Source organism: Pseudomonas wenzhouensis (assembly GCF_021029445.1).
Classification (GTDB): domain Bacteria; phylum Pseudomonadota; class Gammaproteobacteria; order Pseudomonadales; family Pseudomonadaceae; genus Aquipseudomonas; species Aquipseudomonas wenzhouensis.
The window spans coordinates 565,032-590,715 of the sequence record NZ_CP072610.1 but is presented as its reverse complement, the minus strand read 5'-3'; the positions used below and the strand labels follow the sequence as shown (position 1 = coordinate 590,715).

Below are 25,684 nucleotides of genomic sequence, written 5' to 3'. Positions count from 1 at the left end.
CCGGCTTAACTCATTCTTTTACTTGGAATTCCGAACATTTTGATACGCCTGCTAAAGTTCATCTGGTGGTCTAGCGTTGCCGTTTTTTGTGGGCTATTGCTCAGTTTCAGCGGTGCGTTTCTTTATCTTAGCCCGACCCTGCCGTCCGTCGAGTCGCTGCGCCAGGTTCAGCTGCAGATCCCCCTGCGCATCTACAGCAGCGATGCCAAACTGATTGCCGAGTTCGGCGAGATGCGTCGCTCGCCGATTCGCTTCGACGAGATCCCCAAGGAATTCATCAGCGCCCTGCTGGCTGCCGAGGACGATAACTTCGCCAACCATTATGGCGTCGATGTGACCAGCCTGATGCGCGCTGCCACGCAATTATTGAAAAGCGGTCAGATTCAGAGTGGTGGCAGCACCATCACCATGCAGGTAGCGAAGAATTTCTTCCTGACCAGCGAGCGCAGCTTTTCGCGCAAGGCCACCGAGATCCTCCTGGCCCTGCAGATCGAGCGAGAGCTGAGCAAGGATGAAATCCTCGAGCTCTACGTCAACAAGATCTATCTCGGCCACCGCGCCTATGGCATCGAAGCGGCCGCACAGGTCTATTACGGCAAATCGATTCGTGACCTGAACCTGGCCCAGATGGCAATGATCGCTGGCTTGCCGAAAGCGCCGTCGCGTTACAACCCACTGGTCAACCCGACACGCGCCAAGGAACGCCGCGACTGGATTCTCGGCCGCCTCTATCGCCTTGGCCGCATCGACCAGGGCAGCTATGAACAAGCGCTGGCAGAAGAAGTCGACGCCCGCTACCACGTGCCAACGCCTGAACTGAGCGCACCTTATATAGCCGAGATGGCGCGTGCAGAAATGGTTGGTCGCTATGGCAGCGAGGCTTATACGGAAGGATTCAACGTCACCACCACCGTGCCGAGTCATTTGCAGGAAGCAGCCAACACCGCACTCCGTGACGGCCTGATCAGCTACGACCAACGCCATGGCTATCGTGGCCCTGAGAGCCGCCTGCCCGGAATGACGCGCGAGACCTGGCTTGCCGAACTGGGCAAGTTCCGCAGCATTGGCGGCCTGGAGCCAGCCGTGGTCAGCCAGGTCGAGAAAAGCGGCATTCTGGTACTGACCCGCAACGGCGAAGAACAGGCCGTCTCCTGGGACAGCATGAAATGGGCTCGCCCCTATCTCAACACCAACAGCATGGGCCCGCGCCCGCAGCAACCTGCCGATGTCGTGCAGCCGGGCGATATCGTGCGCGTGCAGCGCCAGGCCGATGGCAGCCTGCGCTTTACCCAGGTGCCGGCGGCGCAGAGTGCGCTGGTTTCTCTCGACCCCTACAGTGGTGCCATTCAGGCACTGGTTGGCGGCTTCTCCTTCGATCAGAGCAACTACAACCGCGCCGTACAGGCCAAACGTCAACCAGGCTCCAGCTTCAAGCCCTTCGTCTACAGTGCGGCGCTCGATAGCGGCTACACCGCCGCAACCCTGGTCAACGACGCACCGATCATTCTCTCCGATGACTACCTGTCGCAGAAATGGCGGCCGAAGAATGACAACAACACCTTCCTCGGCCCGATTCGTATGCGTGAAGCGCTGTACAAGTCGCGCAACCTGGTGTCCATCCGCCTGCTGCAGGATATGGGCATCGACCGCAGCCTGCGCTACATCGAACGCTTCGGCTTCGCCCCACAGGACCTGCCACGCAACCTGTCGCTGGCACTGGGCACCGCCAGCCTGACCCCCATGGAAATCGCCGAGGGCTGGGCCACGTTTGCCAACGGCGGCTACAAGATCGAGCCGTACCTGATCGAACGCATCGAAGACCGCAACGGCAAGCTGCTGTTCCGCGCCAACCCGGCGCGCGTGCCCGGCAACGAGCCGAGCGAAGAGAATGCCAACCTGACGGTGAACGCGACCGCTGATTTGCCCCCGGAAGAGCCCAAGGTCGCCGAGCAGATTATCGACGAACGTACCGCCTACATCATGACCAGCATGCTGCAGGACGTGATCAAGCGTGGCACTGGCCGCCGCGCCCTGGCCCTGGGGCGTAGCGACCTCGCAGGCAAGACTGGCACCACCAACGAATCCAAGGACAGCTGGTTCTCCGGCTATAACGCCGATTACGTGACCACGGTCTGGGCCGGCTTCGACCAACCGGAAAGCCTGGGTCGCCACGAATACGGCGGCACAGTCGCGCTGCCGATCTGGATGAACTACATGGGCGTCATACTCAAGGATCGCCCCAACCATCTACCCAAGGAACCCAAGGGCCTGCTGACCCTGCGTGTCGATCCGGTCAGCGGTCGCGCTGCGGCACCCGGCACACCAGACGCCTACTTCGAGCTGTTCAAAAGCGAGGACTCGCCACCGCCGATGAGCGAATTCGAATCTGGCATGGGCGTTCCCGGCAGCCCGCTGCCGGCCGACGAAATGGCACCAATCGACCTGTTCTAGGGCAAGGCTCGGGCGTCTGCAACGGTCGCCTGGAGCCGAATCAATAACCATAAAAAAACCCGCCGAAGCGGGTTTTTTTATGGCTCGGCTGATCAGCCGTTGAACACTTCATCCACCGATTTCAGCGGATAGTGCTTCGGATACGGCAGGGTCGCCACACCGGATTCGATGGCTGCCTTGGCCACGGCGTCGCAGACCACGGTGATCAGGCGCTGATCCATCGGTTTCGGAATGATGTACTCGCGACCGAACTCCAGCTTGATGCCGCCGTACGCGTCGCAGACATCCTGCGGCACCGGCAGCTTGGCCAGATCACGCAGGGCCAGGGCAGCGGCGATCTTCATTTCTTCGTTGATGCGGGTCGCCCGCACATCCAGAGCGCCACGGAAGATGAAGGGGAAGCCGAGTACGTTGTTGACCTGGTTCGGGTAGTCGGAACGACCGGTGGCCATGATCACGTCGTTGCGCGTCTTGTGTGCCAGCTCTGGGCTGATTTCCGGATCCGGGTTGGAGCAGGCGAAGACGATCGGGTTGGCCGCCATGCGCTTGAGGTCTTCCGGGCTCAGCAGATTGGCACCGGACAGGCCGACGAAGACGTCCGCGCCATCGAGCGCATCAGACAGGGTACGACGATCCGTCTCGGAAGCGAAAACGGCCTTGTACTGGTTCAGGTCATCGCGACCGGCATGAATCACGCCCTTGCGGTCGACCATGAAGATATTCTCGACCTTGGCACCCATGCTAACCAGCAGCTTCATGCAGGAGATGGCAGCCGCACCGGCGCCCAGGCAGACGATCTTCGCTTCTTCGAGCGTTTTGCCTGCGATTTCCAGGGCGTTGAGCATGCCAGCAGCGGTCACGATCGCAGTACCGTGCTGATCATCGTGGAATACCGGAATGTCACACTGCTCGATCAGCGCACGCTCGATCTCGAAGCACTCGGGGGCCTTGATATCTTCCAGGTTGATGCCGCCGAAGGTGATGGAGATACGCTTGACGGTGTCGATGAAGGCCTGCGGGCTCTCGGCATCCACTTCGATATCGAACACGTCGATACCGGCGAAGCGCTTGAACAGTACGCCTTTACCTTCCATGACTGGCTTGGAAGCCAGCGGGCCGAGGTCACCCAGACCGAGAATGGCAGTACCGTCGGAAATTACGGCGACCAGGTTGCCTTTACCGGTGTAACGGTAGGCCAGCTCAGGGTCACGGGCAATTTCGCGCACTGGCTCAGCGACACCCGGGCTGTAGGCCAGCGACAGGTCGCGGGCAGTGGCAGTGGCTTTGGTCAACTCGACACTCAGCTTACCGGGACGGGGCTGGGCATGATATTCGAGAGCGGCAGTTTTTAGATCTGACATAGTGGCATTTCCGCTTTTTTTGGCTGTTGAACGGGCAGCGGCCGAGGATACGCAAGTTGTATACACCTGCCAAGACCGTTCGGTCGCGATTGAAGCGCCGTGCTAGCGCAGCGTTTTCAACCACTGCCCCGGACGCGGCTCGCCACGCGGATACAGCCCATTGAGCAGCCTCAACTGTGCCTCGCCATCAGCCGCCAACGGCGCGCCACTGGCCAGACCAGTCATGCCCTGACCCGCCTTGACCCGCACCAGATGCAGACGCAGCGGCTCGGCCAACTTGCGCTCGGCTGCCTTCAGCGGCCGGTAACTGCGGATAACCTCGAGAAAACGCTGATCCTCGGTTTCCAGCGAGGCACGCCCTTTCACTGCCGCCACGAACAGGTAAGCGTTGTCGCCGCGATAGATCACCGCCACGCGACGCGCCGACGGCCCCTGCAACACCGCCGTATAGCCCTGTAACGCACCTAAGCGCAGCTCCTCACCAGCCACCAGACGCTGGTTGCCGACGCGCTGGCGCAGATATTCGGCAGGCGACAGACGCTTGTCCGCTGCCTCCAGGGTCATGGCGATAAAGGCTTGCTCATCGGGGCTATGGCCGATCAGTACATCCGGGCGATTGACCAGTTGCCAGCCTTGCGGGTAGCTCAGGGCGAAGTCCAGCTCGCCGTGGTAGAAATGGCGCCCACGACGAATGCCGCTGGCCGCCGAATCGCCGAACACCAGACCATCGAGCATCTGCAGGAAACGCTCGCGCCCCACTTCCTGATTGCCGCCGGCCAACGCACGCGCCGGGCCGATCACTTCCTGCAGGCGTCGATCATTGTCCGGATGGGTGTCGAACAGGCCGTGATAGCCGCCTGCTGCCGGCGCCTCTCCGCGCCTGGCAGCCTGCTCGCGAGCGAAGTCTTCCTGACTCTTGAGCACCTTGACCACTTCAATCATCGCCTGCGGGTCATAGCCACTGCGCGCCAGATATTGCGCGCCCAGGCCATCAGCCTCCAGCTCCATGTCGCGCCCATAGCCGCGCACGAACGCGCTGCCCATGACACTGGTCAGGTCGCCCAGCGCACCGACACCGGTACCGATGGCCGCAGCCTGGCCGAGTAATCCCCAGGCCGTGGACTGGCTTTGCTGGCGCACGCTATGCCGGGCTGTCACATGACCGACCTCATGCCCCAGCACGGCAGCCAACTCCGCCTCGGAGTTGAGGTAGGCCAGCAGCCCGCGATGGATATAGATGTAGCCGCCCGGTAACGCAAAGGCATTGACGTCCGGACTGTCGACCAGGGTGAAGACGTACTTGAGCTGACTGCGATGGCTGCTGCGTGCCACCCGCTCGCCGACGCGCTGGATATAAGCCTGCAACTTGGCATCTTCATAGCGCGGATACTGCTTGAGGATTTCCTGGTTGTAGCGCGCGCCGAGATCCAGCTCCTGACGCTCGCTCATCATCACGAAATCGTTGCGCCCCGTTGCAGGATTGACCGCACAACCCGCCAGCCAGCCGCAGAGCAGACACAGCGTCAACGCACGCATCATGGCAACACCTCCAGCATCGCCGAATGAGTCAGCGGCAGCATCCAGCGCGCCTGCCCACGGCTCAAGCTACCACGCGACTGACGATCAATGACCCAGCCACGCGCTTCAACCTGTCTCCCCTTGAGTTTCTCCAAGGCACGCACGTCGAACTCACCCAGCAGTTCCGGCGCCACGCGCAATACCCGACCACCGTCGAGGTCGATCCAGAGGCCGCCTCGGTTGCGCTGCACACTGGTGACCCGCCCGCCGAGCAAGGCGAAGCCTCCACCACGTAACTGGCCAGCCGCCTTCACCTGCTCGCTACGCCACACGCCAAGCCGCTTGCTGCGCGCCTGACGCTCGGCCTGCGCCTGACAGGTCACCAGCGTAGTGTTAGGTGCCACCGCGACCATGAAGCCAAGGCCTTCGCTCAGTAGCTGCGCCTCGAGATTGCGCCCCTGGCGGTCGTAAAGATGACCCAGGGTACGTCCGTAACGATCCTTGCGCGGTTCACCGTAGAGCAGGCCGACACGTCCATCGCTGGCATCGATCAACGCCTGCAGGCGGCGCTTGGCCTGCAACGCATAGGGTTCATCACTACGCCCCTTGCGCCCAAGCTCGGGCGCGTTGATGCCAATCAGACGAATGCTGCGCCCATCGGCCAGGCGCACCGTATCGCCATCGACGACCTGGCGCACGGCGACCTGAGCAAGATTGGCAGGCAGGGGGCAGAAGGCCTGGGCCAGGTCGACGCATAGCAGAGAAACGAAAAAGGCGCCCACCAGGGACGCCTTTTTCACTATCACGGACAGGTGCATGGCACGCTCCGTAATGCTTCGGTCGCTTACTTGGCGCCGAATACGCCGAAACGCTGCTTGAAGCGATCGATACGGCCGCCGGTGTCCAGCACTTTCTGCTTGCCGGTGTAGAACGGATGGCACTCGGAGCAAACGTCGAGGCTCAGGTTCTTGCCCAGGGTGGAGCGGGTCTTGATCACGTTACCGCAGGAGCAGGTAGCGTCGATTTCGACGTAGTTCGGATGGATATCGGCTTTCATCGTGCTTTCCTCAAGGTAGTCGTGCCGCCACCGGACCAATGTCAGGCACCGCACAGAAATAGGCCGCGCATCTTACCAGACGCGCAAGTCGATGCAAGCCGCGCAAGGTGCCGGTCGTCGCGTGGTAACATCGCCCGCCTGTTCGTGGAGTTTCTGGCTTGCCCAACCTGATCCTGCGCCTCGCCGTGCCCTCGCCGCTGCGCCGCCTGTTCGACTACCTCGCCCCTGCCGGCGTGTCGCGCAGCGCCCTGCAGCCCGGCGTGCGCCTGCGCGTGCCCTTCGGCCGACGCGAGATGATCGGCGTGCTGGTGGAGGTCAACAGCCAGAGCGAAGTCCCACTCGACAAGCTCAAGCCCGCCCTTGAACTGCTCGACGCCCGCCCACCGCTGCCAGCGTCGCTGTTCAAGCTGTGCCTGTGGACGGCGCAGTACTACCAGCACAGCCTCGGCGACACCCTGAACTGGGCCTTGCCGGTGTTGCTACGCCAGGGCGAGCCGGCCGAAACCCGCCAGGAGCGCTACTGGCTGGCCAGCAAAGGCGCCAGTGTCGACGATCCTCGCCTGGCCCGCGCCCCGCGCCAACGCGACGCGCTCAAGGCGCTGGCGCAACATCCGCACGGCGTGGCCCACAGCCTGCTCAGCCAGTTGCAACTCAACCGCGACAGCCTGCAACTGCTGCATGAGAAAGGACTGGTACGCGTCGAGGTGCGCCGCACCCAGCCGCATGCCAAGCCTGCGCACTGGCTGGCACAACCGGAACTGCCGCTGAACGCCGAGCAGCGCGCCGCGGTGAATGCCGTGGCGTCAGGCTGGGGCCAGTTCAATGCCTTTCTGCTTGCCGGCGTTACCGGCAGCGGCAAGACCGAGGTCTATCTGCAACTGATCCATCAGTGCCTGGAGGCCGGCAAGCAAGCGCTGGTGCTGATCCCCGAGATCAACCTCGGGCCGCAGACCTTCGATCGCTTTGCCCGCCGCTTCAATGCACGTATCGCCCTGCTACATTCAGCGGTGAACGATCGTGAGCGCCTCGACGTCTGGCTGGCGGCACGTGATGGCGAAGCCGACATCATCATCGGTACGCGTTCGGCCCTGTTCACGCCGATGAAGAATCCGGGACTGATCATCGTCGACGAAGAACACGACGCTTCCTATAAACAGCAGGAAGGCCTGCGCTACCACGCCCGCGACCTGGCACTGGTGCGCGCCCGCCAGGAAAATGTGCCCATCGTCCTCGGCTCGGCCACGCCCTCACTGGAAAGCCTGCACAACGCCCACAGTGGCCGCTATGCCCTGCTCAAGCTGACCCAGCGTGCCGGCGGCGCCAGCCAGCCACGCTTCCTGCGCCTGGACGTGAAAAGCCGGCCACTGGACTCGGGCATCTCCGGGCCGATGCAGCAAGCCATTGCCCAGACGCTGGCAGCCGGTCAGCAGGTGCTGGTGTTCCTCAACCGCCGAGGCTTCGCCCCGACGTTACTCTGCCATGATTGCGGCTGGCTATCCGAGTGCCCGCGCTGCGATGCACGCATGACCGTGCACCAGCGCTATCAGGAGCTGCGCTGCCACCACTGCGGCCACGTCGAGAAACAGCCGAGCAACTGCCCTAAATGCCAGCATGTCGACCTGCGCCCGGTCGGCGCCGGCACCGAGCGCGCCGAAGAGCGCCTGGCGGTGCTGTTTCCCGACTACCCGGTGCTGCGCATCGACCGCGACAGTACCTCGCGCAAGGGCGCGATGGATCGCCTGTTCGCCACCATCAACAAGGGTGAGCCGTGCATCCTGGTCGGCACCCAGATGCTCGCCAAGGGTCACCATTTCCCGCGGGTGACGCTGGTGTCGATTCTCGATGCCGACGGCGGGTTGTTTTCGGCGGACTTCCGCGCCAGCGAGCGCATGGCGCAGCTGATCGTGCAGGTCGCCGGGCGCGCCGGGCGCGCCGAAGAACCGGGCAAGGTGATCATCCAGAGCCACCTGGCCGACCACCCGCTGCTGGTGCAACTGACCGAGCAGGGCTACTTCGCCTTTGCCGAACAGGCGCTGAGCGAAAGGCGCAGCGCCGGCTTGCCGCCGTTCTGCCACCTGGCCCTGCTACGCGCCGAGGCGCACAAGCCCGGCCAGGCGGAAGGCTTTCTCGATGAAGCCTGCAGCGAGGCCGAGCATCTGCTGGGCGAACTGAATCTCTCCGGCATCGAACTGCTCGGCCCGGTTCCCGCACCGATGGAACGCCGCGCCGGGCGCTTCCGCGCGCAACTGCTGGTACAGGGTAATGCCCGCGCCCCGCTGCACAGGCTGCTCAACCACTGGCTGCATGCGCTGGAGCAAATGCCCAGCGGCCGGGCGGTGCGCTGGTCGCTGGATGTCGACCCGATCGATCTTTTCTAAGCGGCACGCTGCCAGCCTCTAATCCGTAGGGTGGGCCGGACGGCGTCCCGCTTCAGCCCACCAACAGCGGCCAGCCTCGGTGGGCTGAAGCCCACCCTACCCACTCCCCACGGAAACGCGGCACGCTTTTCCTTGCCGCTTGTGGCTTGCCGCTTGCCGCTGCTCTTATAATGCGCAGTTTTCGACCAAAGCCCCAAGGCAACCCGAGCCGAACATGAAAGACAGCATTCGCCACCTGATCCAGCAAGCCCTCGACCGCCTGACCGCCGAAGGCGTGTTGCCTGCGGGCCTGACGCCGGCCATCCAGGTGGAGAACACCAGGGACAAGAGCCACGGCGACTTCGCCAGCAACATCGCCATGATGCTGGCCAAGCCGGCTGGCATGAAGCCGCGCGACCTGGCCGAGAAACTCATCGCCGCCCTGCCGACCGACGCGCAGATCACCAAGGTGGAAATCGCCGGCCCCGGCTTTCTCAACTTTTTCCAGAACAGCGATGCCCTGGCCCAGCGCCTGGAAGCCGCGCTGGCTGACGCCACGCTCGGCGTGCGCAAGAACGGCCCGGCGCAGCGTGTGGTGGTCGACCTGTCCGCCCCCAACCTGGCCAAGGAAATGCACGTCGGCCACCTGCGCTCGACCATCATCGGCGACGGCGTGGCGCGCGTGCTGGAGTTTCTCGGCGACACGGTGATCCGCCAGAACCACGTCGGCGACTGGGGCACCCAGTTCGGCATGCTGCTGGCTTATATGCAGGAAAACCCGGCCGCCGCCGAAAGCGAGCTGGCCGACCTGGAAGGCTTCTACCGCGCCGCCAAGAAGCGCTTCGACGAATCCCCTGAGTTCGCCGACCGCGCGCGCCAACTGGTGGTCGAGCTGCAGGCCGGTGACGCCGAGTGCCTGCGCCTGTGGCATCGCTTCAACGACATCTCCCTGTCGCACTGCCAGGCGCTGTATGACCGCCTCGGCGTCAAGCTGAGCATGGCCGACGTCAAAGGCGAAAGCGCCTATAACGACGACCTGCCGCAGGTCGTTGCCGATCTCGCCGCCAAGGGTCTGCTGACCGAAGACAACGGCGCCCAGTGCGTGTTCATGGACGAGTTCAAGAACGCCGAAGGCAACCCGCTGCCGCTGATCGTGCAGAAGGCGGGCGGCGGCTATCTGTACGCCACCACCGACCTGGCCGCCACCCGCTACCGCGCCGGCACGCTCAAGGCCGACCGCGTGCTGTACTTCGTCGACCAGCGTCAGGCGCTGCACTTCCAGATGGTCTTCGCCTGCGCGCGCCTGGCCGGCTTCGTCCCGGCCAGCATGGACATGGAACACATGGGCTTCGGCACCATGAACGGCCCGGACGGCCGTCCGTTCAAGACCCGCGACGGCGGCACGGTGAAACTGGTGCAACTGCTCGACGAAGCCGAGCAACGGGCCTACGAGCTGGTCAAGAGCAAGAACCCGGACCTCGGCGAAGACGAGCTGCGTCAGATCGCCCGTGTAGTCGGCATCGCTTCGGTGAAATACGCTGACCTGTCCAAGCACCGCACCAGCGACTACAGCTTCAACTTCGACCTGATGCTCAGCTTCGAAGGCAACACCGCCCCCTACCTGCTGTACGCCTACACCCGCGTCGCCGGCGTGTTCCGTAAACTGGGCAAGGCCGTGGACGAAATCGGCGGACAAATCACCCTGGCTGCCGAGCAGGAGCAAGCCCTGGCCGCCAAGCTGGCACAGTTCAACGAGCTGCTGGGCAACGTCGCCGACAAGGGCACGCCACATATCCTGTGCGCCTACCTGTACGACCTCGCCGGGCTGTTCTCCAGCTTCTACGAGAACTGCCCGATCCTCGCTGCCGAGGATGAAGCCACGCGCAACAGCCGCCTGCGCCTGACCGCCCTGACCGGCCGTACCCTCAAGCAGGGCTTGGAGCTGCTCGGCCTGGAAACCCTGGAGCGCATGTAAATGGCCGCGCGCAAGAAGCCGGCGCCGAAACGCGGCGCCAGTCGCTATCAGGCTCCGGCGAAGAAACCCGTACCGGGCTGGATCTGGCTGGCCTGCGGCCTGGTGGTCGGCGGTTTCTTCATGTTCCTGTTCAGCCTCGAACCGGGCCGTGACGAGATCAAACGCGACAAGAGCGAGCAGGTGCGCAGCAGCAAGCCCGAGCCGAAGCCGACGCAACCCGAGCCGGCCAGGCCCAAGTACGACTTCTACACCCTGCTGCCGGAATCCGAAGTGATCCTGCCACAGGCCCTGGAAGAAACGCCGCCGCCCGTGCCTGAGCAAAAACCGGTCACCCCGGAAGAAGCCGCGAAGATCGACACCGCCCGCGCCGAAGCTGCGCTCAACGGCCAGGTGCCGCCGCCCGCGCCGCCCGTGCTGGCCAGCGCGCCGGTCACCACGCAGTTCTTCCTGCAGGCCGGTTCGTTCCGCAAACGCGACGACGCCGACGGCCTGCGCGCGCAGATCATCCTGCTCGGCCAGAACGTACGGGTGGAAACCGGCAAGGTGCGCGAGGAGACCTGGCACCGCGTCCTGGTCGGCCCCTTCGCCAGTCGCGAGCAACTGGCCAGCGCGCAGAAGACCCTGGCAGCCGGCGGCTTCAGCAACCTGCTGTTACAGCAGCGTCAGGTCCGCTGATCGCCGTTTGATCCGCCGCCGGTTGAAAAGCCGCGGCGGGCACCCCATCTGAGTTTCCATCCGGGCAAGTTCGCCCCGCAGCGTGGAGATTCCCCCTTGACCACCATCGTTTCAGTGCGCCGCCACGGCAAGGTCGTGATGGCTGGCGACGGCCAGGTTTCCCTCGGCAACACCGTCATGAAGGGCAACGCCAAGAAGGTGCGCCGCCTTTATCACGGCCAAGTGCTGGCCGGCTTCGCCGGTGCCACCGCCGATGCCTTTACCCTGTTCGAGCGCTTCGAAGGCCAGCTGGAAAAACACCAGGGCCATCTGGTGCGTGCCGCCGTCGAGCTGGCCAAGGATTGGCGTACCGACCGCAGTCTGAGCCGCCTGGAAGCCATGCTGGCCGTAGCCAACAAGGATGCCTCGCTGATCATCACCGGCAACGGCGACGTCGTCGAACCCGAAGAAGGCCTGATCGCCATGGGTTCCGGCGGCAACTTCGCCCAGGCCGCCGCGCGCGCCCTGCTGATGAAGACTGACCTGTCCGCCCTCGAGATAGCGCAGACTGCACTCGGCATCGCCGGCGACATCTGCGTGTTCACCAATCATCATCAGACCATCGAGGAACTGGATGCCGCCGAGTGAGGCCTATCTAAAAACTACTTGCGTTGTCATCGCCGCGTTGAAAACAGGCTCAGAATGCTCATTTACAACAGTAAAGTCGACCGCGACTCCGACCGTTCCTCGCCTGTTTCCGCCTTGCGCTGACTGCCTCGCCTACGTTTTTAGAGAGCCCCCAAGCGTCCACTTTTTTCATAGATACGATAGCGAGCCCGATTCCATGTCCATGACGCCCCGCGAGATCGTCCACGAACTCAACCGCCACATCATCGGCCAGGACGACGCCAAGCGCGCCGTGGCCATTGCCCTGCGCAACCGCTGGCGGCGCATGCAGCTGCCAGCCGAGCTGCGCCAGGAAGTGACGCCGAAGAACATCCTGATGATCGGCCCGACCGGCGTCGGCAAGACCGAGATCGCCCGCCGCCTGGCCAAGCTGGCCAATGCCCCGTTCCTGAAAGTCGAAGCGACCAAGTTCACCGAGGTGGGCTACGTTGGCCGCGACGTCGAATCGATCATCCGTGACCTGGCCGATGCAGCGGTGAAGATGCTGCGCGAGCAGGAGATGACCAAGGTGCGCCACCGCGCCGAGGACGCTGCCGAGGAGCGCATCCTCGACGCCCTGTTGCCGCCTGCGCGCCAGGGCTTCGGTGACGAGCCGGTGCGCAGCGAGGATTCCAACACCCGCCAGCTGTTCCGCAAGCGTCTGCGCGAAGGTCAGTTGAACGACAAGGAAATCGACATCGAAGTGGCCGACTCGCCCATGGGCGTGGAGATCATGACCCCGCCGGGCATGGAAGAGATGACCAGCCAGTTGCAAAATCTGTTCTCCAGCATAGGCCAGGGCAAGAAGAAGAGCCGCAAGCTCAAGGTTGCCGATGCGCTGAAGCTGGTGCGCGACGAGGAAGCTGCGCGCCTGGTCAACGAGGAAGAACTCAAGGCCCGCGCTCTGGAGGCCGTCGAGCAGCACGGCATCGTCTTCATCGACGAGATCGACAAGGTGGCCAAGCGCGGCAACACCGGCGGCGCCGATGTGTCGCGCGAGGGCGTGCAACGTGATTTGCTGCCGCTGATCGAGGGCTGCACGGTCAACACCAAACTGGGCATGGTCAAGACCGACCACATCCTGTTCATCGCCTCGGGCGCCTTCCACCTGAGCAAACCGAGTGATCTGGTGCCGGAGCTGCAGGGTCGCCTGCCGATCCGCGTCGAGCTCAAGGCGCTGAGCCCGCAGGACTTCGAACGCATCCTCAGCGAACCGCACGCCTCGCTCACCGAACAGTACAGCGCCTTGCTGAAAACCGAAGGGCTGGATATCGAGTTCGCCGAAGACGGCATCAAACGCATTGCCGAGATTGCCTGGCAGGTCAACGAGAAAACCGAGAACATCGGTGCTCGGCGCCTGCACACCCTGCTCGAACGCCTGCTGGAGGAAGTCTCCTTCACGGCCTCCGATCTGGCAGGCCAGCAGAACGGCGAAGCCATCCGTATCGACGCCGCCTACGTCAATGGCCACCTCGGCGAGCTGGCGCAGGACGAAGACCTGTCGCGTTATATTCTGTAACCCCGTAGCCCGGATGCAACCCGGGGGCGTTCACCACCGCGTCCCGGATTGCATCCGGGCTACATCGTTTTCAGGAGCCGAGTATGCCCATCCCCAGCGCGATCAAACTGCACAAGGCCTCGAAGACTCTGGAGCTGCGTTACGGCGAGCAGAGCTATTCGCTCAGCGCCGAGTTCCTGCGTGTACATTCGCCCTCGGCCGAGGTACAAGGGCATGGCAAACCCATCCTGCAGACGGGCAAACTCAACGTTGGCCTGGAGCGCATCGAACCGGCCGGCAACTATGCACTGAAGCTGTGCTTCGACGATGGCCATGACAGCGGTCTGTTCACCTGGGAATACCTCTACGAACTGGCCACCCGGCACGATCAACTCTGGGCCGACTACCTGGCGCAGCTCAGTGCTGCAGGCCAATCCCGCGACCCCAGCGAAAGCGTCGTGCGTCTGATGCTCTGAACCGCGCGTACACCTCGTCGCAGAGCGCTCGCCTTCCTTTCCCGCCTCATTACCCGGTAGTTAGAACGATTTTTCTAAACTATCGCGGCATACTCTCGCCCCATCGATCAGCTTGCCTAACGGCAAAAACTCGGGTAACCAAGGAACTGGCAGGTTCCCTGCATTTGGCCCTGCCAGATGCAATGCATGACGCGGACGCGATCCGCACCCGGCAACCCGAGCAGTACCTGGCCCCTGTTTCGCCGCGAGCGCAGCCGGTACGTGACTCAGGACATTGGAGCGTCGTAGATGAGTGACAAGAATAACGAAGACCTGAAACGCCAGGCCTCTGAAAATACTCTGGGACTCAACCCGGTAATCGGCATTCGCGGCAAGGATCTGCTGACCTCTGCCCGTATGGTGCTCGCCCAGGCACTCAAGCAACCCTTCCACAGTGCCAAGCATGTCGCCCACTTCGGCCTGGAGCTGAAGAACGTCATGCTCGGTCAGTCCGCGCTCAAACCCGAAGAGGGTGACCGCCGCTTCAATGATCCGACCTGGAGCCAGAACCCCCTGTATCGCCGTTATCTGCAGACCTACCTGGCCTGGCGCAAGGAGCTGCATGACTGGATCGAGCACAGTTCGCTGTCCGAGCAGGACGCCAGTCGCGGCCACTTCGTCATCAACCTGATGACCGAAGCCATGGCGCCGAGCAACAGCATGGCCAACCCGGCGGCAGTCAAACGTTTCTTCGAAACCGGCGGCAAGAGCCTGCTCGATGGTCTTTCGCACCTGGCCAAGGACATGGTGCACAACGGCGGCATGCCCAGCCAGGTGAACATGGAGGCCTTCGAGGTCGGCAAGAACCTGGCCACCACCGAGGGTGCCGTGGTCTTCCGCAACGACGTGCTGGAGCTGATCCAGTACAAGCCGATCACCGAGAGCGTGCACGAGCGTCCGCTGCTGGTGGTGCCGCCACAGATCAACAAGTTCTACGTCTTCGACCTGTCGCCGGACAAGAGCCTGGCGCGCTTCCTCCTGCGCAGCCAGGTGCAGACCTTCGTGGTCAGCTGGCGCAACCCGACCAAGGCGCAACGCGAGTGGGGCCTGTCCACCTACATTGCGGCACTCAAGGAAGCCATCGACGTCATCTGCGCCATCACCGGCAGCAAGGACGTCAACATGCTCGGCGCCTGCTCCGGCGGCCTGACCACGGCCTCGCTGCTCGGCCACTACGCCGCGCTCGGCGAGCCCAAGGTCAACGCCCTGACCCTGCTGGTCAGCGTGCTCGACACCCAGCTCGACACCCAGGTTGCCCTGTTCGCCGACGAGAAGACCCTGGAAGCCGCCAAGCGCCGCTCCTACCAGGCCGGCGTGCTGGAAGGCAGCGACATGGCCAAAGTATTCGCCTGGATGCGCCCCAACGACCTGATCTGGAACTACTGGGTCAACAACTACCTGCTCGGCAACGAGCCGCCGGTGTTCGACATTCTCTACTGGAACAACGACACCACGCGTCTGCCGGCCGCGCTGCACGGCGAGTTCATCGACATGTTCCAGACCAACCCGCTGACCCGTCCGGGTGCGCTGGAAGTCTGCGGCACGCCGATCGACCTCAAGCAGGTCACCTGCGACTTCTTCGTCGTCGCCGGCACCACCGACCACATCACGCCCTGGGATTCCTGCTACAAGTCGGCGCACCTGTTCGGCGGCAAGTGCGAGTTCGTGCTGTCCAACAGCGGCCATATCCAGAGCATTCTCAACCCGCCGGGCAACCCCAAGGCGCGCTACATGACCAACAGCGAGATGCCGCTGGATCCGAAAGCCTGGCAGGAAAGCTCGACCAAGCATGCCGATTCCTGGTGGCTGCACTGGCAAAGCTGGCTGGCCGAGCGCTCGGGCAAGACCAAGAACGCTCCCAGCGCCCTGGGCAACAAGAAATTCCCGGCCGGCGAAGCCGCTCCGGGCACCTACGTACACGAACGCTGATTCGTCAGCCACAACCGCAGCGGCACCGGGAAGTGCCGCACGTCACGCGCCTGCTCGGACGTGGCGAACCAGGCACAGCCTGGTAACCCTGGAGGCGGCCCGGACGGCCGTCTTCAGCGCTCAACTCCACAGGGGCTGCGCCCATGCCGCAACCATTCGTATTCCGCACCATCGACCTCGATGGGCAGACCATCCGCACGGCAGTGCGGCCGGGCAACAGTCAGCTGGTGCCGCTGCTGATCTTCAACGGTATCGGTGCCAACCTGGAACTGGTCATGCCCTTCGTCGCCGCCCTCGATCCGGAGCTGGAAATCATCGCCTTCGACGTTCCCGGTGTCGGCGGTTCCTCGACCCCGGCCACGCCCTATCGCTTCCCCGGCCTGGCCAAGCTGGCGGCACGCATGCTCGATTACCTGAACTACGGTCAGGTCAATGCCATCGGCGTGTCCTGGGGCGGCGCCCTGGCCCAGCAGTTCGCCCACGACTACCCGGAGCGCTGCAAGAAGCTGATCCTCGCCGCCACCTCGGCCGGCGCGGTGATGGTGCCGGGCAAGCCCAAGGTGCTCTGGCGCATGGCCAGCCCACGCCGCTATGTGCAGCCGTCCTACGGCGTGCGCATCGCCCCGGACATCTACGGCGGCGCCTTCCGCCGCGATCCCAAGCTGGCCATGGCACACGCCAGCAAGGTGCGCTCCGGCGGCAAGATGGGCTACTACTGGCAGCTGTTCGCCGGCCTCGGCTGGACCAGCATCCACTGGCTGCACAAGATCCGCCAACCGACGCTGGTGATGGCCGGCGATGACGACCCGCTGATTCCGTTGATCAACATGCGCCTGCTGGCCTGGCGCATTCCCAACGCCGAACTGCACGTGATCGACGACGGCCACCTGTTCCTGGTGACCCGCGCCGAAGCGGTGGCACCGATCATCATGAAGTTTCTCGAAGAGGAACGGCACCGCGCGGTGATGCACCCGCAGCCTACGCCCGCACGTCAGCATTGACGGCACCGGTTTGGTGCGCAATGTTCTGCATGTTTGACCAAGGGGCCGATATCGGCCCCTTCGAATCTCGCTAGGCGCTCTGCAATGCACGTCCCGCGCGCCTGGTACAAGGCTTGCTGCAGAGGCTGCATAAGCAAGGCGCGCGTCAGGCGCTGCGCGCCATGACAGTCTCTTGCGGGTCGCCCTGACGATCTGCCAGACGGTTTGACGATGGAGTGTTACACCATGCGAGACAAGTCGACCCCGGCTTCACTGCCGGCACCTGCCACCTTCATGAATGCCCAGAGCGCGGTGGTCGGCGTGCGCGGGCGCGACCTGCTGTCGACCATGCGCCTGCTGGCCAGACAGGGTCTGAAGAATCCAGTGCGCAGCGGCCGGCATCTGCTGGCCTTCGGTGACCAGTTGAGTCGCGTGCTACTCGGCGACACCCTGCACAAGGTCAATCCACAGGACACGCGCTTCGCCGATCCGACCTGGCACCTCAACCCCCTCTACCGGCGCAGCCTGCAGGCCTATCTGGCGTGGCAGAAGCAACTGGCGGCATGGATCGACGACAGCGACCTGTCGGCCGATGACCGTACCCGCGCGCGCTTTCTCGCCTCACTGATGAGCGACGCGCTGTCACCGTCCAACAGCCCGCTCAATCCGCAAGCGCTCAAGGAGCTGTTCAACACCGGCGGCAGCAGCGCCTTCAGGGGTCTGCGCCATCTGCTCGACGACCTGCTGCACAACGGCGGCATGCCCAGCCAGGTCAGCAAGCAGGCCTTCGAGGTTGGCCGCAACCTGGCCTGCACACCCGGCGCCGTGGTGTTTCGCAACGAGCTGCTGGAGCTGATCCAGTACAGGCCGATGAGCGAGAAACAGTACCTGCGCCCGCTGCTGATAGTGCCGCCGCAGATCAACAAGTACTACATATTCGATTTGTCCAACGACAAGAGCTTCGTCCAGTACGCGCTGAAGAACGGCCTGCAGACCTTCATGATCAGCTGGCGCAACCCCGACCCACGGCACCGCGAATGGGGCCTGTCGAGCTATGTGCAGGCCGTCGAGGAAGCCGTCGATGCCTGCCGCGCGATCACCGGCAGCAAGGACGTCAACCTGCTCGGTGCCTGCGCCGGTGGCCTGACCATCGCCGCCCTGCAGGGCCATCTGCAGGCGCGTCGACAATTGCGCAAAGTGGCCAGCGCCACCTATATGGTCAGCCTGCTCGACAGCCAGATCGACAGCCCGGCGATGCTCTTCGCCGATGAGGAAACCCTCGAGTCGGCCAAACGCCGCTCCTACCAGCAAGGCGTGCTCGATGGCCGCGACATGGCCCGGGTGTTCGCCTGGATGCGTCCCAACGACCTGATCTGGAACTACTGGATCAACAATTACCTGCTCGGCAAGCAACCACCGGCGTTCGACATCCTCTACTGGAACAACGACAACACCCGCCTGCCTGCCGCCCTGCATGGCGACCTGATCGACTTCTTCAAGCACAACCCGCTCAGCCGCGCCGGCGCCCTGGAGGTATGCGGCACGCCGGTGGATCTGAGCAAGGTCAACGTCGACAGCTTCGGCGTGGCGGGCATCAATGATCACATCACCCCCTGGGATGCGGTCTATCGCTCGACCCTGCTGCTTGGCGGCAAACGCCATTTCATTTTGTCCAACAGCGGCCATATCCAGAGCATCCTCAACCCGCCGGGCAACCCCAAGGCCAATTACTACGAGAACGCCAAGCTCACCTCCGATCCGCGCGCCTGGTATCACGACGCCACGCACCGGCAAGGCAGTTGGTGGCCGCAGTGGCTGGAATGGATGCAGGCCCGCTCTGGCGAACAACGCGAGACCCTGGCGACCCTGGGCAGCGCCAGGCACCCGCCCATGGAAGCTGCACCCGGCACCTACGTGCATATCCGCTGAAGCGCCATGCCACGCCAAAAAGGCCTGCGCGGCATGCCCGCATCCCTCATCCGGCGCTTCGCGCCACCTTCTCCCGAAGGGAGAAGGACATGAGAGATGTCGCTACGCGACTTTTACTAAAGGGATGGTCGGCTGCATGCCGGCCGGTTATCGTCAGGCCTCCGGCGCCACGAACAAGAAGAGACGGATGAAAACCCGCGAGCGCATTCTGCAAACCGCCCTGATGCTGTTCAACGAACAGGGCGAGCCCAACGTATCCACCCTGGAGATCGCCAACGAGCTGGAGATCAGCCCGGGCAATCTCTACTACCACTTCCATGGCAAGGAACCGCTGGTGCTGGAGCTGTTCGAGCGTTTCCAGGCCGAGATGGCGCCGCTACTCGACCCGCCTGCCGAAGCTGAGCTGGACGTGCAAGACTACTGGCTGTTCCTGCACCTGATCGTCGAGCGCCTGGCGCAATACCGCTTCCTTTTCCAGGACATGTCCAACCTGGCCGGACGCCTGCCGAAACTGGCGCGCGGCATTCGCCACTGGCTCAACGCACTGAAACGTACGCTGGCCGCGCTACTGGCCCGTCTGATGGCCAACGGCCAACTGAACAGCGGCACTCAATCGCTTGGCCAACTGGTCGAACAGATCACCCTGACCCTGCTGTTCTCCCTCGATTACCAGCGCATTCTTGGCCAGGAAGGCGAAGTACGTCTGGTGGTGTACCAGATCATGATGCTGGCCGCGCCGCACCTTAACCAACCCTCACGCGGCACCGTCGAGCATCTGGCGCTGCGTTACCTGGAGGCCTGATGCGCAGCCTCGGTTGCTGCGTATAGCGCATGCCCGCACCTGAAATGAAAACGCCCGGCACGTGGCCGGGCGCTTTTGATCCTGAGAAACTCAGGACGAAGTGGCGGGCGTCGCCGTAGTGGCAGCCGGAGCCGGTGCAGCAGCCGGGGTAGCAGCGGCGACAGGTGCCGGAGCCGGCGCGGCCGGTTTCGGCGCTGCGGCCTTGGGCGCTGCCGGCTTCTTCGCAGCAGCCGGTTTGGCTGCTGGCTTAGCTGCAGGCTTGGCCGCAGCCGCTGGCTTGGCAGCGGGTTTCGCTGCGGTCTTAGCTGCCGGTTTAGTCGCGGGCTTGGCCGCAGGTTTAGCTGCCGGTTTTGCTGCAACAGGTTTCGCGGCGGGCTTGGCTGCAGCTTTGGTGGCCGGTTTCGCAGCAGGTTTGGCAGCTGCTTTCGCAGCCGGCTTAGCCGCAGCCTTCACGGCAGGTTTGGCCACGGACTTGGCCGACACGCCAGCGATTTTTTCCAGTTGCTTGGTCAGGCTATCGACCTTGTCGTTCAGCGCCTTGACCTCATTGCGGCTGGGTACGCCCAGACGCGAGATGGCATTGTTCAGACGCTTGTCGAACGCCTCTTCCAGCTCGCTCCACTTGCCAATTGCCTTGTCCTTGACCTCATCGACCTTGGACTTGGCGGAGCCGACCTTGGAGCCGACACCTGCCTTGACTACGCCGACCTGCTTGTCGACTTCGCTCTTGGCCAACTTCTCGGCTTTCTCGCCGTCCTTGACCAGCGTATCGAACAGCTTGGTGCCGTCCTTGCTGACCTTGGAGTATGCGCCCAAGCCTGCCAACCAGATCTGACGCGAGTATTTCTCGACCTCGCCGATCCAGGAGCTGGTCTGCTTTTCGGTTTTCTTCTTAACAGCCATCCTGATCTCCTTATTTGGTACGCGCGACATGCTCGAGCAACGCGCTCAGCTCATCCAGCTTAGCAGAGAGTGCTTCCACATCCTGCTTGGACGGAATGCCGATGCGGTTCAGCGCGGCAGCCACACGGGTATCGAAAGCCTTCTCGATCTTGTCGAGTTGCACTTCGACCTTGCCTTTGACACTGGTGACATTGGTGACATTGGAATTGACCGACTGCTTGACCGATTCGATCTGGCTGTTGGCCGCCTCGACCTGCTCGTCGACCAGCTTCTTGCCTTTGCTTTCAACGCCTTCGCCGGCCTTGACCAGCTCCTTGAAGTAACCGACGCCTTCGGCACCGGCCTTGGCGTAGGCACCCAGACCAGCGAGGTAAATCTTGCGGGCATAGCCCTTCACATCGTCGAGTACGCCAGCCTTGTCTTCGACCACAGCTTCGACTTTTTTCTTCACGGCAACTTTCGACATGGTGCACCTCACGCGCTTTGACAGTTAGCGGAAACGCCCACGGTTTGCAGGCTTGGGTACACACTAGGGAGAAAAATTAGAAATCGCATACTAGGAGCGGCTAGCCACAACCCGTAACGTGGATCACGCTTCACCCCGGTGGATGTAAAAAGCGCCATCCACCCTTGTGCCTGCGGGTTCAGGCCAGCGACTTGTCCAGTACCTGCTCGATCTCGCGCTGGATCATGCCGCCCATGGGCGACAGCAGCAGACCGAGCTTGAGTTCCACCCGCACGGTGTCTTCACCCACCGCGATGCTGCCGTCGGCACCGCTGCGCTTGAACTCCAGGGTGTCGCCGTTCCAGCGGTAGCGCACGTCGTACTCGCTGGCCAGGCGCTCGGCCAGGCGCTCGGCCTTTTCACGGGCGGCTTCGCGGCCGAGGGAATGGGATCGTTCGACACGAATACGGGACATGGCAACTCCTTGAACGGGCAGCGCGCCGCGACGCTGCGGCATGTAGTCACAGCACTCTACCAGCCCGGCGCATGGCCGGGCACCCGAACAAGACAAAGACTGCACGCAGCTTTAGAATGATGCGGTTTTCTACCCGGTGAGAGCGACATGAGCGATCCACGCAAGGCCCAGGAGCAGGAACCCACCACCCACTTCGGCTTCCAGGACGTACCGGAAAGCCAGAAGGCGGAGAAGGTAGCCGAAGTCTTCCACTCCGTTGCAGCCAAGTACGACCTGATGAACGACGTGCTGTCCGGCGGCCTGCATCGCCTGTGGAAGCGCTTCACCATCGAGCTGTCCGGCGTACGCACCGGCAACCGCGTGCTCGACATCGCCGGCGGCACCGGCGATCTGACCCGCAAGTTCTCCAGCATCGTCGGCCCCACCGGCCAGGTGGTGCTGGCCGATATCAACGACTCCATGCTCAAGGTCGGCCGCGACCGCCTGCTGGACAAGGGCGTGGCCGGCAATGTGCAGTTCGTCCAGGCCGATGCCGAGAAGCTGCCGTTCCCCGACAACCACTTCGACGTGGTCACCATCGCCTTCGGCCTGCGCAACGTCACCCACAAGGAAGACGCCCTGCGCTCCATGCTGCGCGTACTCAAGCCCGGTGGCCGCCTGCTGGTGCTGGAATTCTCCAAGCCCGGCAATCCGCTGCTGGCCAAGGCCTACGACACCTATTCGTTCAGCTTCATGCCGCTGGCCGGCAAGCTGATCACCAACGATTCGGAAAGCTACCGCTACCTGGCCGAATCGATCCGCATGCACCCGGATCAGGAAACCCTCAAGGCGATGATGGTCGACGCCGGCTTCGAGCGCGTCACCTACCACAACATGACCGGCGGCATCGTCGCCCTGCATCGCGGCATCAAGCCCTGATGCTGCTGACCGGGCTGCTTGCGGGCGTCGAAACGGGGCTCAATCGCGTCCTGCGCCTCGACGGCACGGCGCTGCCACGCCTGCAGGCGCTGGCCGGCAAGGTCATCGCCGTGCACTGCCAAAGCCCGGCACTGGAACTGTTCATCCTGCCCAGCGGCGATGGCCTGCAACTGGCGTCGCAATGGCATGCACCCGCCGATTGCACACTCACGGCGCCTGCCGCCAGCCTGGCGCGCCTGGCCCTGAGCCGCGAGAAAACCGCCGTGCTGCATCGCCCCGAGGTGTCGCTCGAAGGCGACAGTGCGGCGCTGCTGCAACTGGCCGGGATACTTCAGGATCTGGAGCTGGACTGGGAATACGAAGTCTCGCGCTGGCTCGGCCCGGTGGCCACGACCCTGCTCGCCGGCCACCTGCGCAGCCGGGTCCATTTCGCCAGCCACGGCGCCGCGAGCCTCAATCAGGATCTGGCCGACTACCTGGCCGAAGAGTCACGCACCCTGGTCGGTCAACGCGAGGCCGATGTGCGCTTCGCCGAGCTGGATCAACTGAAACTCGCCCTCGACCGCCTGGAAGCACGCATCGAGCGCCTCACCTCTGCCCATAAGCCCGACGCATGAAGCTGCTTGCCGTTCGCCGTCTGTTGCGCATCAAGCGCGTGGTCATTCGCTACCAACTGGACGATCTGCTCCTCGCACTACCGCTGCCTTTCTGGCTGCGGGCGCTGTCCTGGCTGCTGCCATGGCGCTGGCTGCCGCGCAAGCCGCTCGACCTTTCGCGTGGCGCACGCCTGCGCCTGGCATTGGAGGATCTGGGGCCGATCTTCATCAAGTTCGGCCAGTTGCTCTCCACCCGTCGCGACCTGCTACCGCCGGATATCGCCGACGAGCTGGCACGCCTGCAGGATCAGGTGCCGCCCTTCCCGGAAGACCAGGCCATCGCCCTGATCGAGCGCCAACTGGGCGCCCCGGTGAGCGAGCTGTTCGCCCGTTTCGACAGCCAGCCGCTGGCCTCGGCTTCGGTGGCACAGGTGCATGCCGCACAGCTCAAGACCGGCGAACAGGTGGTGGTCAAGGTGGTACGCCCGGGCCTCAAGCCAATCATCCGTCAGGATCTGGCCTGGCTGTTCCTGATCGCCCGCGTCGCCGAGAAAGCTTCCGCCGATGCCCGTCGCCTGCGCCCGGTGGAGGTGGTCAGCGACTACGAAAAAACCATCTACGACGAACTTGACCTGTTGCGTGAGGCGGCCAACGCCAGCCAGTTACGGCGCAACTTCGACGGCTCGCCTCTGCTCTACGTGCCGCAGGTGTACTGGGATCTGTGCCGCCATCAGGTGCTGGTGATGGAGCGCATCTACGGCATCCCGGTGACCGATCTGGCGACCCTGGCCGACCAACGTACCGACATGAAACTGCTTGCCGAACGTGGCGTGGAAATCTTCTTCACCCAAGTGTTTCGCGACAGCTTCTTCCACGCCGACATGCACCCCGGCAACATCTTCGTCAGCACCCGCACGCCCTGGAGCCCGCAGTACATCGCCATCGACTGCGGCATCATAGGCAGCCTCACCGACGAGGATCAGGACTACCTGGCGCGCAACCTGATCGCCTTCTTCAAGCGCGACTACCGCAAGGTGGCGCAGTTGCACATCGACTCGGGCTGGGTGCCGGCCGACACCAAGGTCAACGAGTTCGAGGCGGCGATCCGTACCGTGTGCGAACCGATCTTCGAGCGTCCCCTGAAGGACATCTCCTTCGGCCAGTTGCTGCTACGCCTGTTCCAGACCGCGCGGCGCTTCAACATGGAAGTACAGCCGCAACTGGTGCTGCTGCAGAAAACCCTGCTCAACATCGAAGGCCTGGGTCGTCAGCTCTACCCGGATCTCGATCTGTGGAGCACCGCCCAGCCCTTCCTCGAACGCTGGATGCGCGAGCGCATCAGCCCGCTGCACCTGCTGCGCAACCTGCAGCAGCAGGCCGAGCAGGTACCGCACTTGTCGCAGATCGCCCGCGACACCCTGGAGCGCTTGCAACAGCAGCCCGCCAGCCAACCCGCCACCCTGGGCGCACAATGGCCGCTGCGCCTGCTTGGCGCGGCATTGATCGGCGCCGGTGCCGTGCAGGGGCTCGCCCCGCTGCTGGCGGCCTGGCCGGCCTGGCTGATGCTCGGTGCCGGCCTCTATCTGGTATTGCGCCGATAGCCAGGCAGCCACGGCACTGGCACACTTGACGGATTGACAGCCCGGTAGCCCCGGCAGATTTGGAACAGCGATGAACGATTGGCTCGACGAAATCCACTGGAACGAAGACGGCCTGGTGCCGGCCATCGCCCAGGATCACCAGACCGGCCGCATTCTGATGATGGCCTGGATGAACCGCGAATCCCTCACTCTTACCGTCAGCGAACAGCGCGCCATCTACTGGTCACGTTCGCGTGGCAAGCTGTGGCGCAAGGGCGAGGAGTCCGGCCACGTGCAGAAGTTGCACGAGTTGCGCCTGGACTGCGACGCCGACGTCATCGTGTTGATGGTCGAGCAACTGGGCGGCATCGCCTGCCACACCGGGCGTGAGAGCTGCTTCTACCGGGTCTACGAGAACGGCGCCTGGAAAACCGTCGATGCCGTTTTGAAAGACCCGCACGCCATCTATGCAGGACACAGCCATGAGTGACACCCTGAGCCGCCTGGCCGACGTACTGGAAGCGCGCAAGGGCGCAGCGTCCGAGAGCTCCTACGTCGCCAGCCTGTATCACAAGGGCCTGAACAAGATTCTGGAAAAGGTCGGCGAGGAATCGGTGGAAACCATCCTCGCCGCCAAGGACGCCGCCGTCAGCGGTGACTGTCAGGACCTGATCTACGAAACTGCCGACCTGTGGTTCCACAGCCTGGTCATGCTTGCCGCTCTCGGCCAGCATCCGCAGGCCGTGCTGGACGAACTGGATCGTCGTTTCGGCCTCTCCGGCCACGCGGAAAAAGCCGCGCGACCGCAATCCGAATAAACCTTCACAACGGAGTACACACCATGGGTTTCGGCGGCATCAGCATCTGGCAACTTCTGATCATCCTGCTCATCGTGGTCATGCTGTTCGGCACCAAGCGCCTGAAAAACCTGGGTGCTGATCTGGGCGACGCGATCAAGGGCTTCCGCAAGTCGATGGACAATGCCGAGGCCGACAAGCCCGCGGTCGAGGAGCCCAAGGGCCAGACCATCGACGCCCAGGCACGCAAGGTCGAAGAGCCGGCGAAGAAAGACTGA

Annotated in this window: 24 protein-coding genes; 17 read left to right on the top strand and 7 right to left on the bottom strand. The window is 63.5% G+C overall.

Annotation, left to right across the window (positions count from 1 at the left end; translation table 11 throughout):
• Positions 1–42: 42 nt before the first annotated feature.
• Positions 43–2,451, top strand: coding sequence for a penicillin-binding protein 1A (locus J7655_RS02755; protein WP_420850928.1), 2,409 nt, complete (start codon positions 43–45; stop codon positions 2,449–2,451).
• 92 nt (positions 2,452–2,543) lie between these two features.
• On the opposite strand, the gene J7655_RS02750 is transcribed toward J7655_RS02755, so the two are convergent.
• The 4 genes from J7655_RS02750 to rpmE form a co-directional block, all read right to left on the bottom strand.
• On the bottom strand, positions 2,544–3,812 hold the full coding sequence (locus J7655_RS02750; protein WP_230926460.1) for a malic enzyme-like NAD(P)-binding protein: 1,269 nt from the start codon (positions 3,810–3,812) through the stop codon (positions 2,544–2,546).
• A 102-nt stretch (positions 3,813–3,914) separates the two neighbouring features.
• Positions 3,915–5,351: a M48 family metalloprotease gene (locus J7655_RS02745; protein ID WP_230926459.1), complete on the bottom strand. Its 1,437-nt coding sequence runs from the start codon at positions 5,349–5,351 to the stop codon at positions 3,915–3,917.
• Entirely contained in the window at positions 5,348–6,148 is an 801-nt protein-coding gene (locus J7655_RS02740) for a thermonuclease family protein (protein WP_230926458.1), read from the bottom strand. Before J7655_RS02740 ends, J7655_RS02745 begins: the two co-directional genes overlap by 4 nt.
• A 26-nt stretch (positions 6,149–6,174) precedes the next feature.
• Complete coding sequence (gene rpmE / locus J7655_RS02735) at positions 6,175–6,387, bottom strand: 50S ribosomal protein L31 (protein WP_003459015.1); 213 nt, start codon at positions 6,385–6,387, stop codon at positions 6,175–6,177.
• Positions 6,388–6,545: 158 nt separating this feature from the next.
• On the opposite strand from rpmE, the gene J7655_RS02730 reads away from it, so the two are divergent.
• The 10 genes from J7655_RS02730 to J7655_RS02685 all read left to right on the top strand — a co-directional run bounded on the left by J7655_RS02730 (position 6,546) and on the right by J7655_RS02685 (position 19,692).
• Positions 6,546–8,765, top strand: coding sequence for a primosomal protein N' (locus J7655_RS02730; RefSeq protein ID WP_230926457.1), 2,220 nt, complete (start codon positions 6,546–6,548; stop codon positions 8,763–8,765).
• A 214-nt stretch (positions 8,766–8,979) separates the two neighbouring features.
• On the top strand, positions 8,980–10,719 hold the full coding sequence (gene argS, locus J7655_RS02725) for an arginine--tRNA ligase (protein WP_230926456.1): 1,740 nt from the start codon (positions 8,980–8,982) through the stop codon (positions 10,717–10,719).
• Positions 10,720–11,394, top strand: coding sequence for an SPOR domain-containing protein (locus J7655_RS02720; protein WP_230926455.1), 675 nt, complete (start codon positions 10,720–10,722; stop codon positions 11,392–11,394).
• A 96-nt stretch (positions 11,395–11,490) separates the two neighbouring features.
• Positions 11,491–12,021, top strand: a complete 531-nt coding sequence (hslV, locus tag J7655_RS02715; protein WP_128578927.1) for an ATP-dependent protease subunit HslV — start codon at positions 11,491–11,493, stop codon at positions 12,019–12,021.
• 196 nt (positions 12,022–12,217) lie between these two features.
• Positions 12,218–13,558, top strand: a complete 1,341-nt coding sequence (hslU, locus tag J7655_RS02710; RefSeq protein ID WP_230926454.1) for an HslU--HslV peptidase ATPase subunit — start codon at positions 12,218–12,220, stop codon at positions 13,556–13,558.
• 83 nt (positions 13,559–13,641) lie between these two features.
• Positions 13,642–14,013: a gamma-butyrobetaine hydroxylase family protein gene (locus J7655_RS02705; protein WP_230926453.1), complete on the top strand. Its 372-nt coding sequence runs from the start codon at positions 13,642–13,644 to the stop codon at positions 14,011–14,013.
• 288 nt (positions 14,014–14,301) lie between these two features.
• Positions 14,302–15,981 (top strand): class II poly(R)-hydroxyalkanoic acid synthase, encoded by a 1,680-nt coding sequence (gene phaC / locus J7655_RS02700; protein ID WP_230926452.1) that lies wholly within the window; start codon positions 14,302–14,304, stop codon positions 15,979–15,981.
• A 143-nt stretch (positions 15,982–16,124) separates the two neighbouring features.
• A complete protein-coding gene (gene phaZ / locus J7655_RS02695) occupies positions 16,125–16,982 on the top strand; it encodes a poly(3-hydroxyalkanoate) depolymerase (protein ID WP_230926451.1) in 858 nt (285 codons plus the stop codon).
• A gap of 225 nt (positions 16,983–17,207) precedes the next feature.
• The gene (gene phaC / locus J7655_RS02690; RefSeq protein ID WP_230926450.1) at positions 17,208–18,890 is read left to right on the top strand and encodes a class II poly(R)-hydroxyalkanoic acid synthase; all 1,683 of its coding nucleotides are present in this window, start codon (positions 17,208–17,210) and stop codon (positions 18,888–18,890) included.
• 187 nt (positions 18,891–19,077) lie between these two features.
• Entirely contained in the window at positions 19,078–19,692 is a 615-nt protein-coding gene (locus J7655_RS02685) for a TetR/AcrR family transcriptional regulator (protein ID WP_230926449.1), read from the top strand.
• Positions 19,693–19,782: 90 nt separating this feature from the next.
• Here J7655_RS02685 and J7655_RS02680 read toward each other — a convergent pair whose 3' ends face one another.
• The 3 genes from J7655_RS02680 to J7655_RS02670 all read right to left on the bottom strand — a co-directional run bounded on the left by J7655_RS02680 (position 19,783) and on the right by J7655_RS02670 (position 21,515).
• On the bottom strand, positions 19,783–20,595 hold the full coding sequence (locus tag J7655_RS02680) for a phasin family protein (protein ID WP_230926448.1): 813 nt from the start codon (positions 20,593–20,595) through the stop codon (positions 19,783–19,785).
• 10 nt (positions 20,596–20,605) lie between these two features.
• Entirely contained in the window at positions 20,606–21,061 is a 456-nt protein-coding gene (locus J7655_RS02675) for a phasin family protein (protein ID WP_230926447.1), read from the bottom strand.
• Between the two features lie 178 nt (positions 21,062–21,239).
• Positions 21,240–21,515: a polyhydroxyalkanoic acid system family protein gene (locus J7655_RS02670; protein WP_017678522.1), complete on the bottom strand. Its 276-nt coding sequence runs from the start codon at positions 21,513–21,515 to the stop codon at positions 21,240–21,242.
• A gap of 147 nt (positions 21,516–21,662) precedes the next feature.
• Here J7655_RS02670 and ubiE point away from each other — a divergent pair, with 147 nt between their 5' ends.
• The 6 genes from ubiE to tatA all read left to right on the top strand — a co-directional run bounded on the left by ubiE (position 21,663) and on the right by tatA (position 25,684).
• Entirely contained in the window at positions 21,663–22,433 is a 771-nt protein-coding gene (gene ubiE / locus J7655_RS02665) for a bifunctional demethylmenaquinone methyltransferase/2-methoxy-6-polyprenyl-1,4-benzoquinol methylase UbiE (protein ID WP_230926446.1), read from the top strand.
• Positions 22,433–23,050: a ubiquinone biosynthesis accessory factor UbiJ gene (locus J7655_RS02660; protein ID WP_230926445.1), complete on the top strand. Its 618-nt coding sequence runs from the start codon at positions 22,433–22,435 to the stop codon at positions 23,048–23,050. The genes ubiE and J7655_RS02660 overlap by 1 nt, the downstream gene beginning before the upstream one ends.
• On the top strand, positions 23,047–24,630 hold the full coding sequence (gene ubiB / locus J7655_RS02655; RefSeq protein WP_230926444.1) for a ubiquinone biosynthesis regulatory protein kinase UbiB: 1,584 nt from the start codon (positions 23,047–23,049) through the stop codon (positions 24,628–24,630). Before J7655_RS02660 ends, ubiB begins: the two co-directional genes overlap by 4 nt.
• 70 nt (positions 24,631–24,700) lie before the next feature.
• Entirely contained in the window at positions 24,701–25,099 is a 399-nt protein-coding gene (gene hisI / locus J7655_RS02650) for a phosphoribosyl-AMP cyclohydrolase (RefSeq protein WP_230926443.1), read from the top strand.
• Complete coding sequence (locus J7655_RS02645) at positions 25,092–25,427, top strand: phosphoribosyl-ATP diphosphatase (protein ID WP_230926442.1); 336 nt, start codon at positions 25,092–25,094, stop codon at positions 25,425–25,427. Before hisI ends, J7655_RS02645 begins: the two co-directional genes overlap by 8 nt.
• Before the next feature lie 23 nt (positions 25,428–25,450).
• Positions 25,451–25,684, top strand: a complete 234-nt coding sequence (tatA, locus tag J7655_RS02640) for a twin-arginine translocase TatA/TatE family subunit (RefSeq protein WP_230926441.1) — start codon at positions 25,451–25,453, stop codon at positions 25,682–25,684.

Excerpts from the sequence above, each read along its gene's own strand:
- J7655_RS02750 (WP_230926460.1), bottom strand. The coding sequence starts at position 3,812 with ATGTCAGATCTAAAAACTGCCGCTCTCGAATATCATGCCCAGCCCCGT.
- J7655_RS02745 (WP_230926459.1), bottom strand. The coding sequence starts at position 5,351 with ATGATGCGTGCGTTGACGCTGTGTCTGCTCTGCGGCTGGCTGGCGGGT.
- J7655_RS02740 (WP_230926458.1), bottom strand. The coding sequence starts at position 6,148 with ATGCACCTGTCCGTGATAGTGAAAAAGGCGTCCCTGGTGGGCGCCTTT.
- rpmE (WP_003459015.1), bottom strand. The coding sequence starts at position 6,387 with ATGAAAGCCGATATCCATCCGAACTACGTCGAAATCGACGCTACCTGC.
- argS (WP_230926456.1), top strand. The coding sequence starts at position 8,980 with ATGAAAGACAGCATTCGCCACCTGATCCAGCAAGCCCTCGACCGCCTG.
- J7655_RS02720 (WP_230926455.1), top strand. The coding sequence starts at position 10,720 with ATGGCCGCGCGCAAGAAGCCGGCGCCGAAACGCGGCGCCAGTCGCTAT.
- hslU (WP_230926454.1), top strand. The coding sequence starts at position 12,218 with ATGTCCATGACGCCCCGCGAGATCGTCCACGAACTCAACCGCCACATC.
- J7655_RS02705 (WP_230926453.1), top strand. The coding sequence starts at position 13,642 with ATGCCCATCCCCAGCGCGATCAAACTGCACAAGGCCTCGAAGACTCTG.
- phaC (WP_230926452.1), top strand. The coding sequence starts at position 14,302 with ATGAGTGACAAGAATAACGAAGACCTGAAACGCCAGGCCTCTGAAAAT.
- phaZ (WP_230926451.1), top strand. The coding sequence starts at position 16,125 with ATGCCGCAACCATTCGTATTCCGCACCATCGACCTCGATGGGCAGACC.
- phaC (WP_230926450.1), top strand. The coding sequence starts at position 17,208 with ATGCGAGACAAGTCGACCCCGGCTTCACTGCCGGCACCTGCCACCTTC.
- J7655_RS02685 (WP_230926449.1), top strand. The coding sequence starts at position 19,078 with ATGAAAACCCGCGAGCGCATTCTGCAAACCGCCCTGATGCTGTTCAAC.
- J7655_RS02680 (WP_230926448.1), bottom strand. The coding sequence starts at position 20,595 with ATGGCTGTTAAGAAGAAAACCGAAAAGCAGACCAGCTCCTGGATCGGC.
- J7655_RS02675 (WP_230926447.1), bottom strand. The coding sequence starts at position 21,061 with ATGTCGAAAGTTGCCGTGAAGAAAAAAGTCGAAGCTGTGGTCGAAGAC.
- J7655_RS02670 (WP_017678522.1), bottom strand. The coding sequence starts at position 21,515 with ATGTCCCGTATTCGTGTCGAACGATCCCATTCCCTCGGCCGCGAAGCC.
- ubiE (WP_230926446.1), top strand. The coding sequence starts at position 21,663 with ATGAGCGATCCACGCAAGGCCCAGGAGCAGGAACCCACCACCCACTTC.
- J7655_RS02660 (WP_230926445.1), top strand. The coding sequence starts at position 22,433 with ATGCTGCTGACCGGGCTGCTTGCGGGCGTCGAAACGGGGCTCAATCGC.
- ubiB (WP_230926444.1), top strand. The coding sequence starts at position 23,047 with ATGAAGCTGCTTGCCGTTCGCCGTCTGTTGCGCATCAAGCGCGTGGTC.
- hisI (WP_230926443.1), top strand. The coding sequence starts at position 24,701 with ATGAACGATTGGCTCGACGAAATCCACTGGAACGAAGACGGCCTGGTG.
- J7655_RS02645 (WP_230926442.1), top strand. The coding sequence starts at position 25,092 with ATGAGTGACACCCTGAGCCGCCTGGCCGACGTACTGGAAGCGCGCAAG.
- tatA (WP_230926441.1), top strand. The coding sequence starts at position 25,451 with ATGGGTTTCGGCGGCATCAGCATCTGGCAACTTCTGATCATCCTGCTC.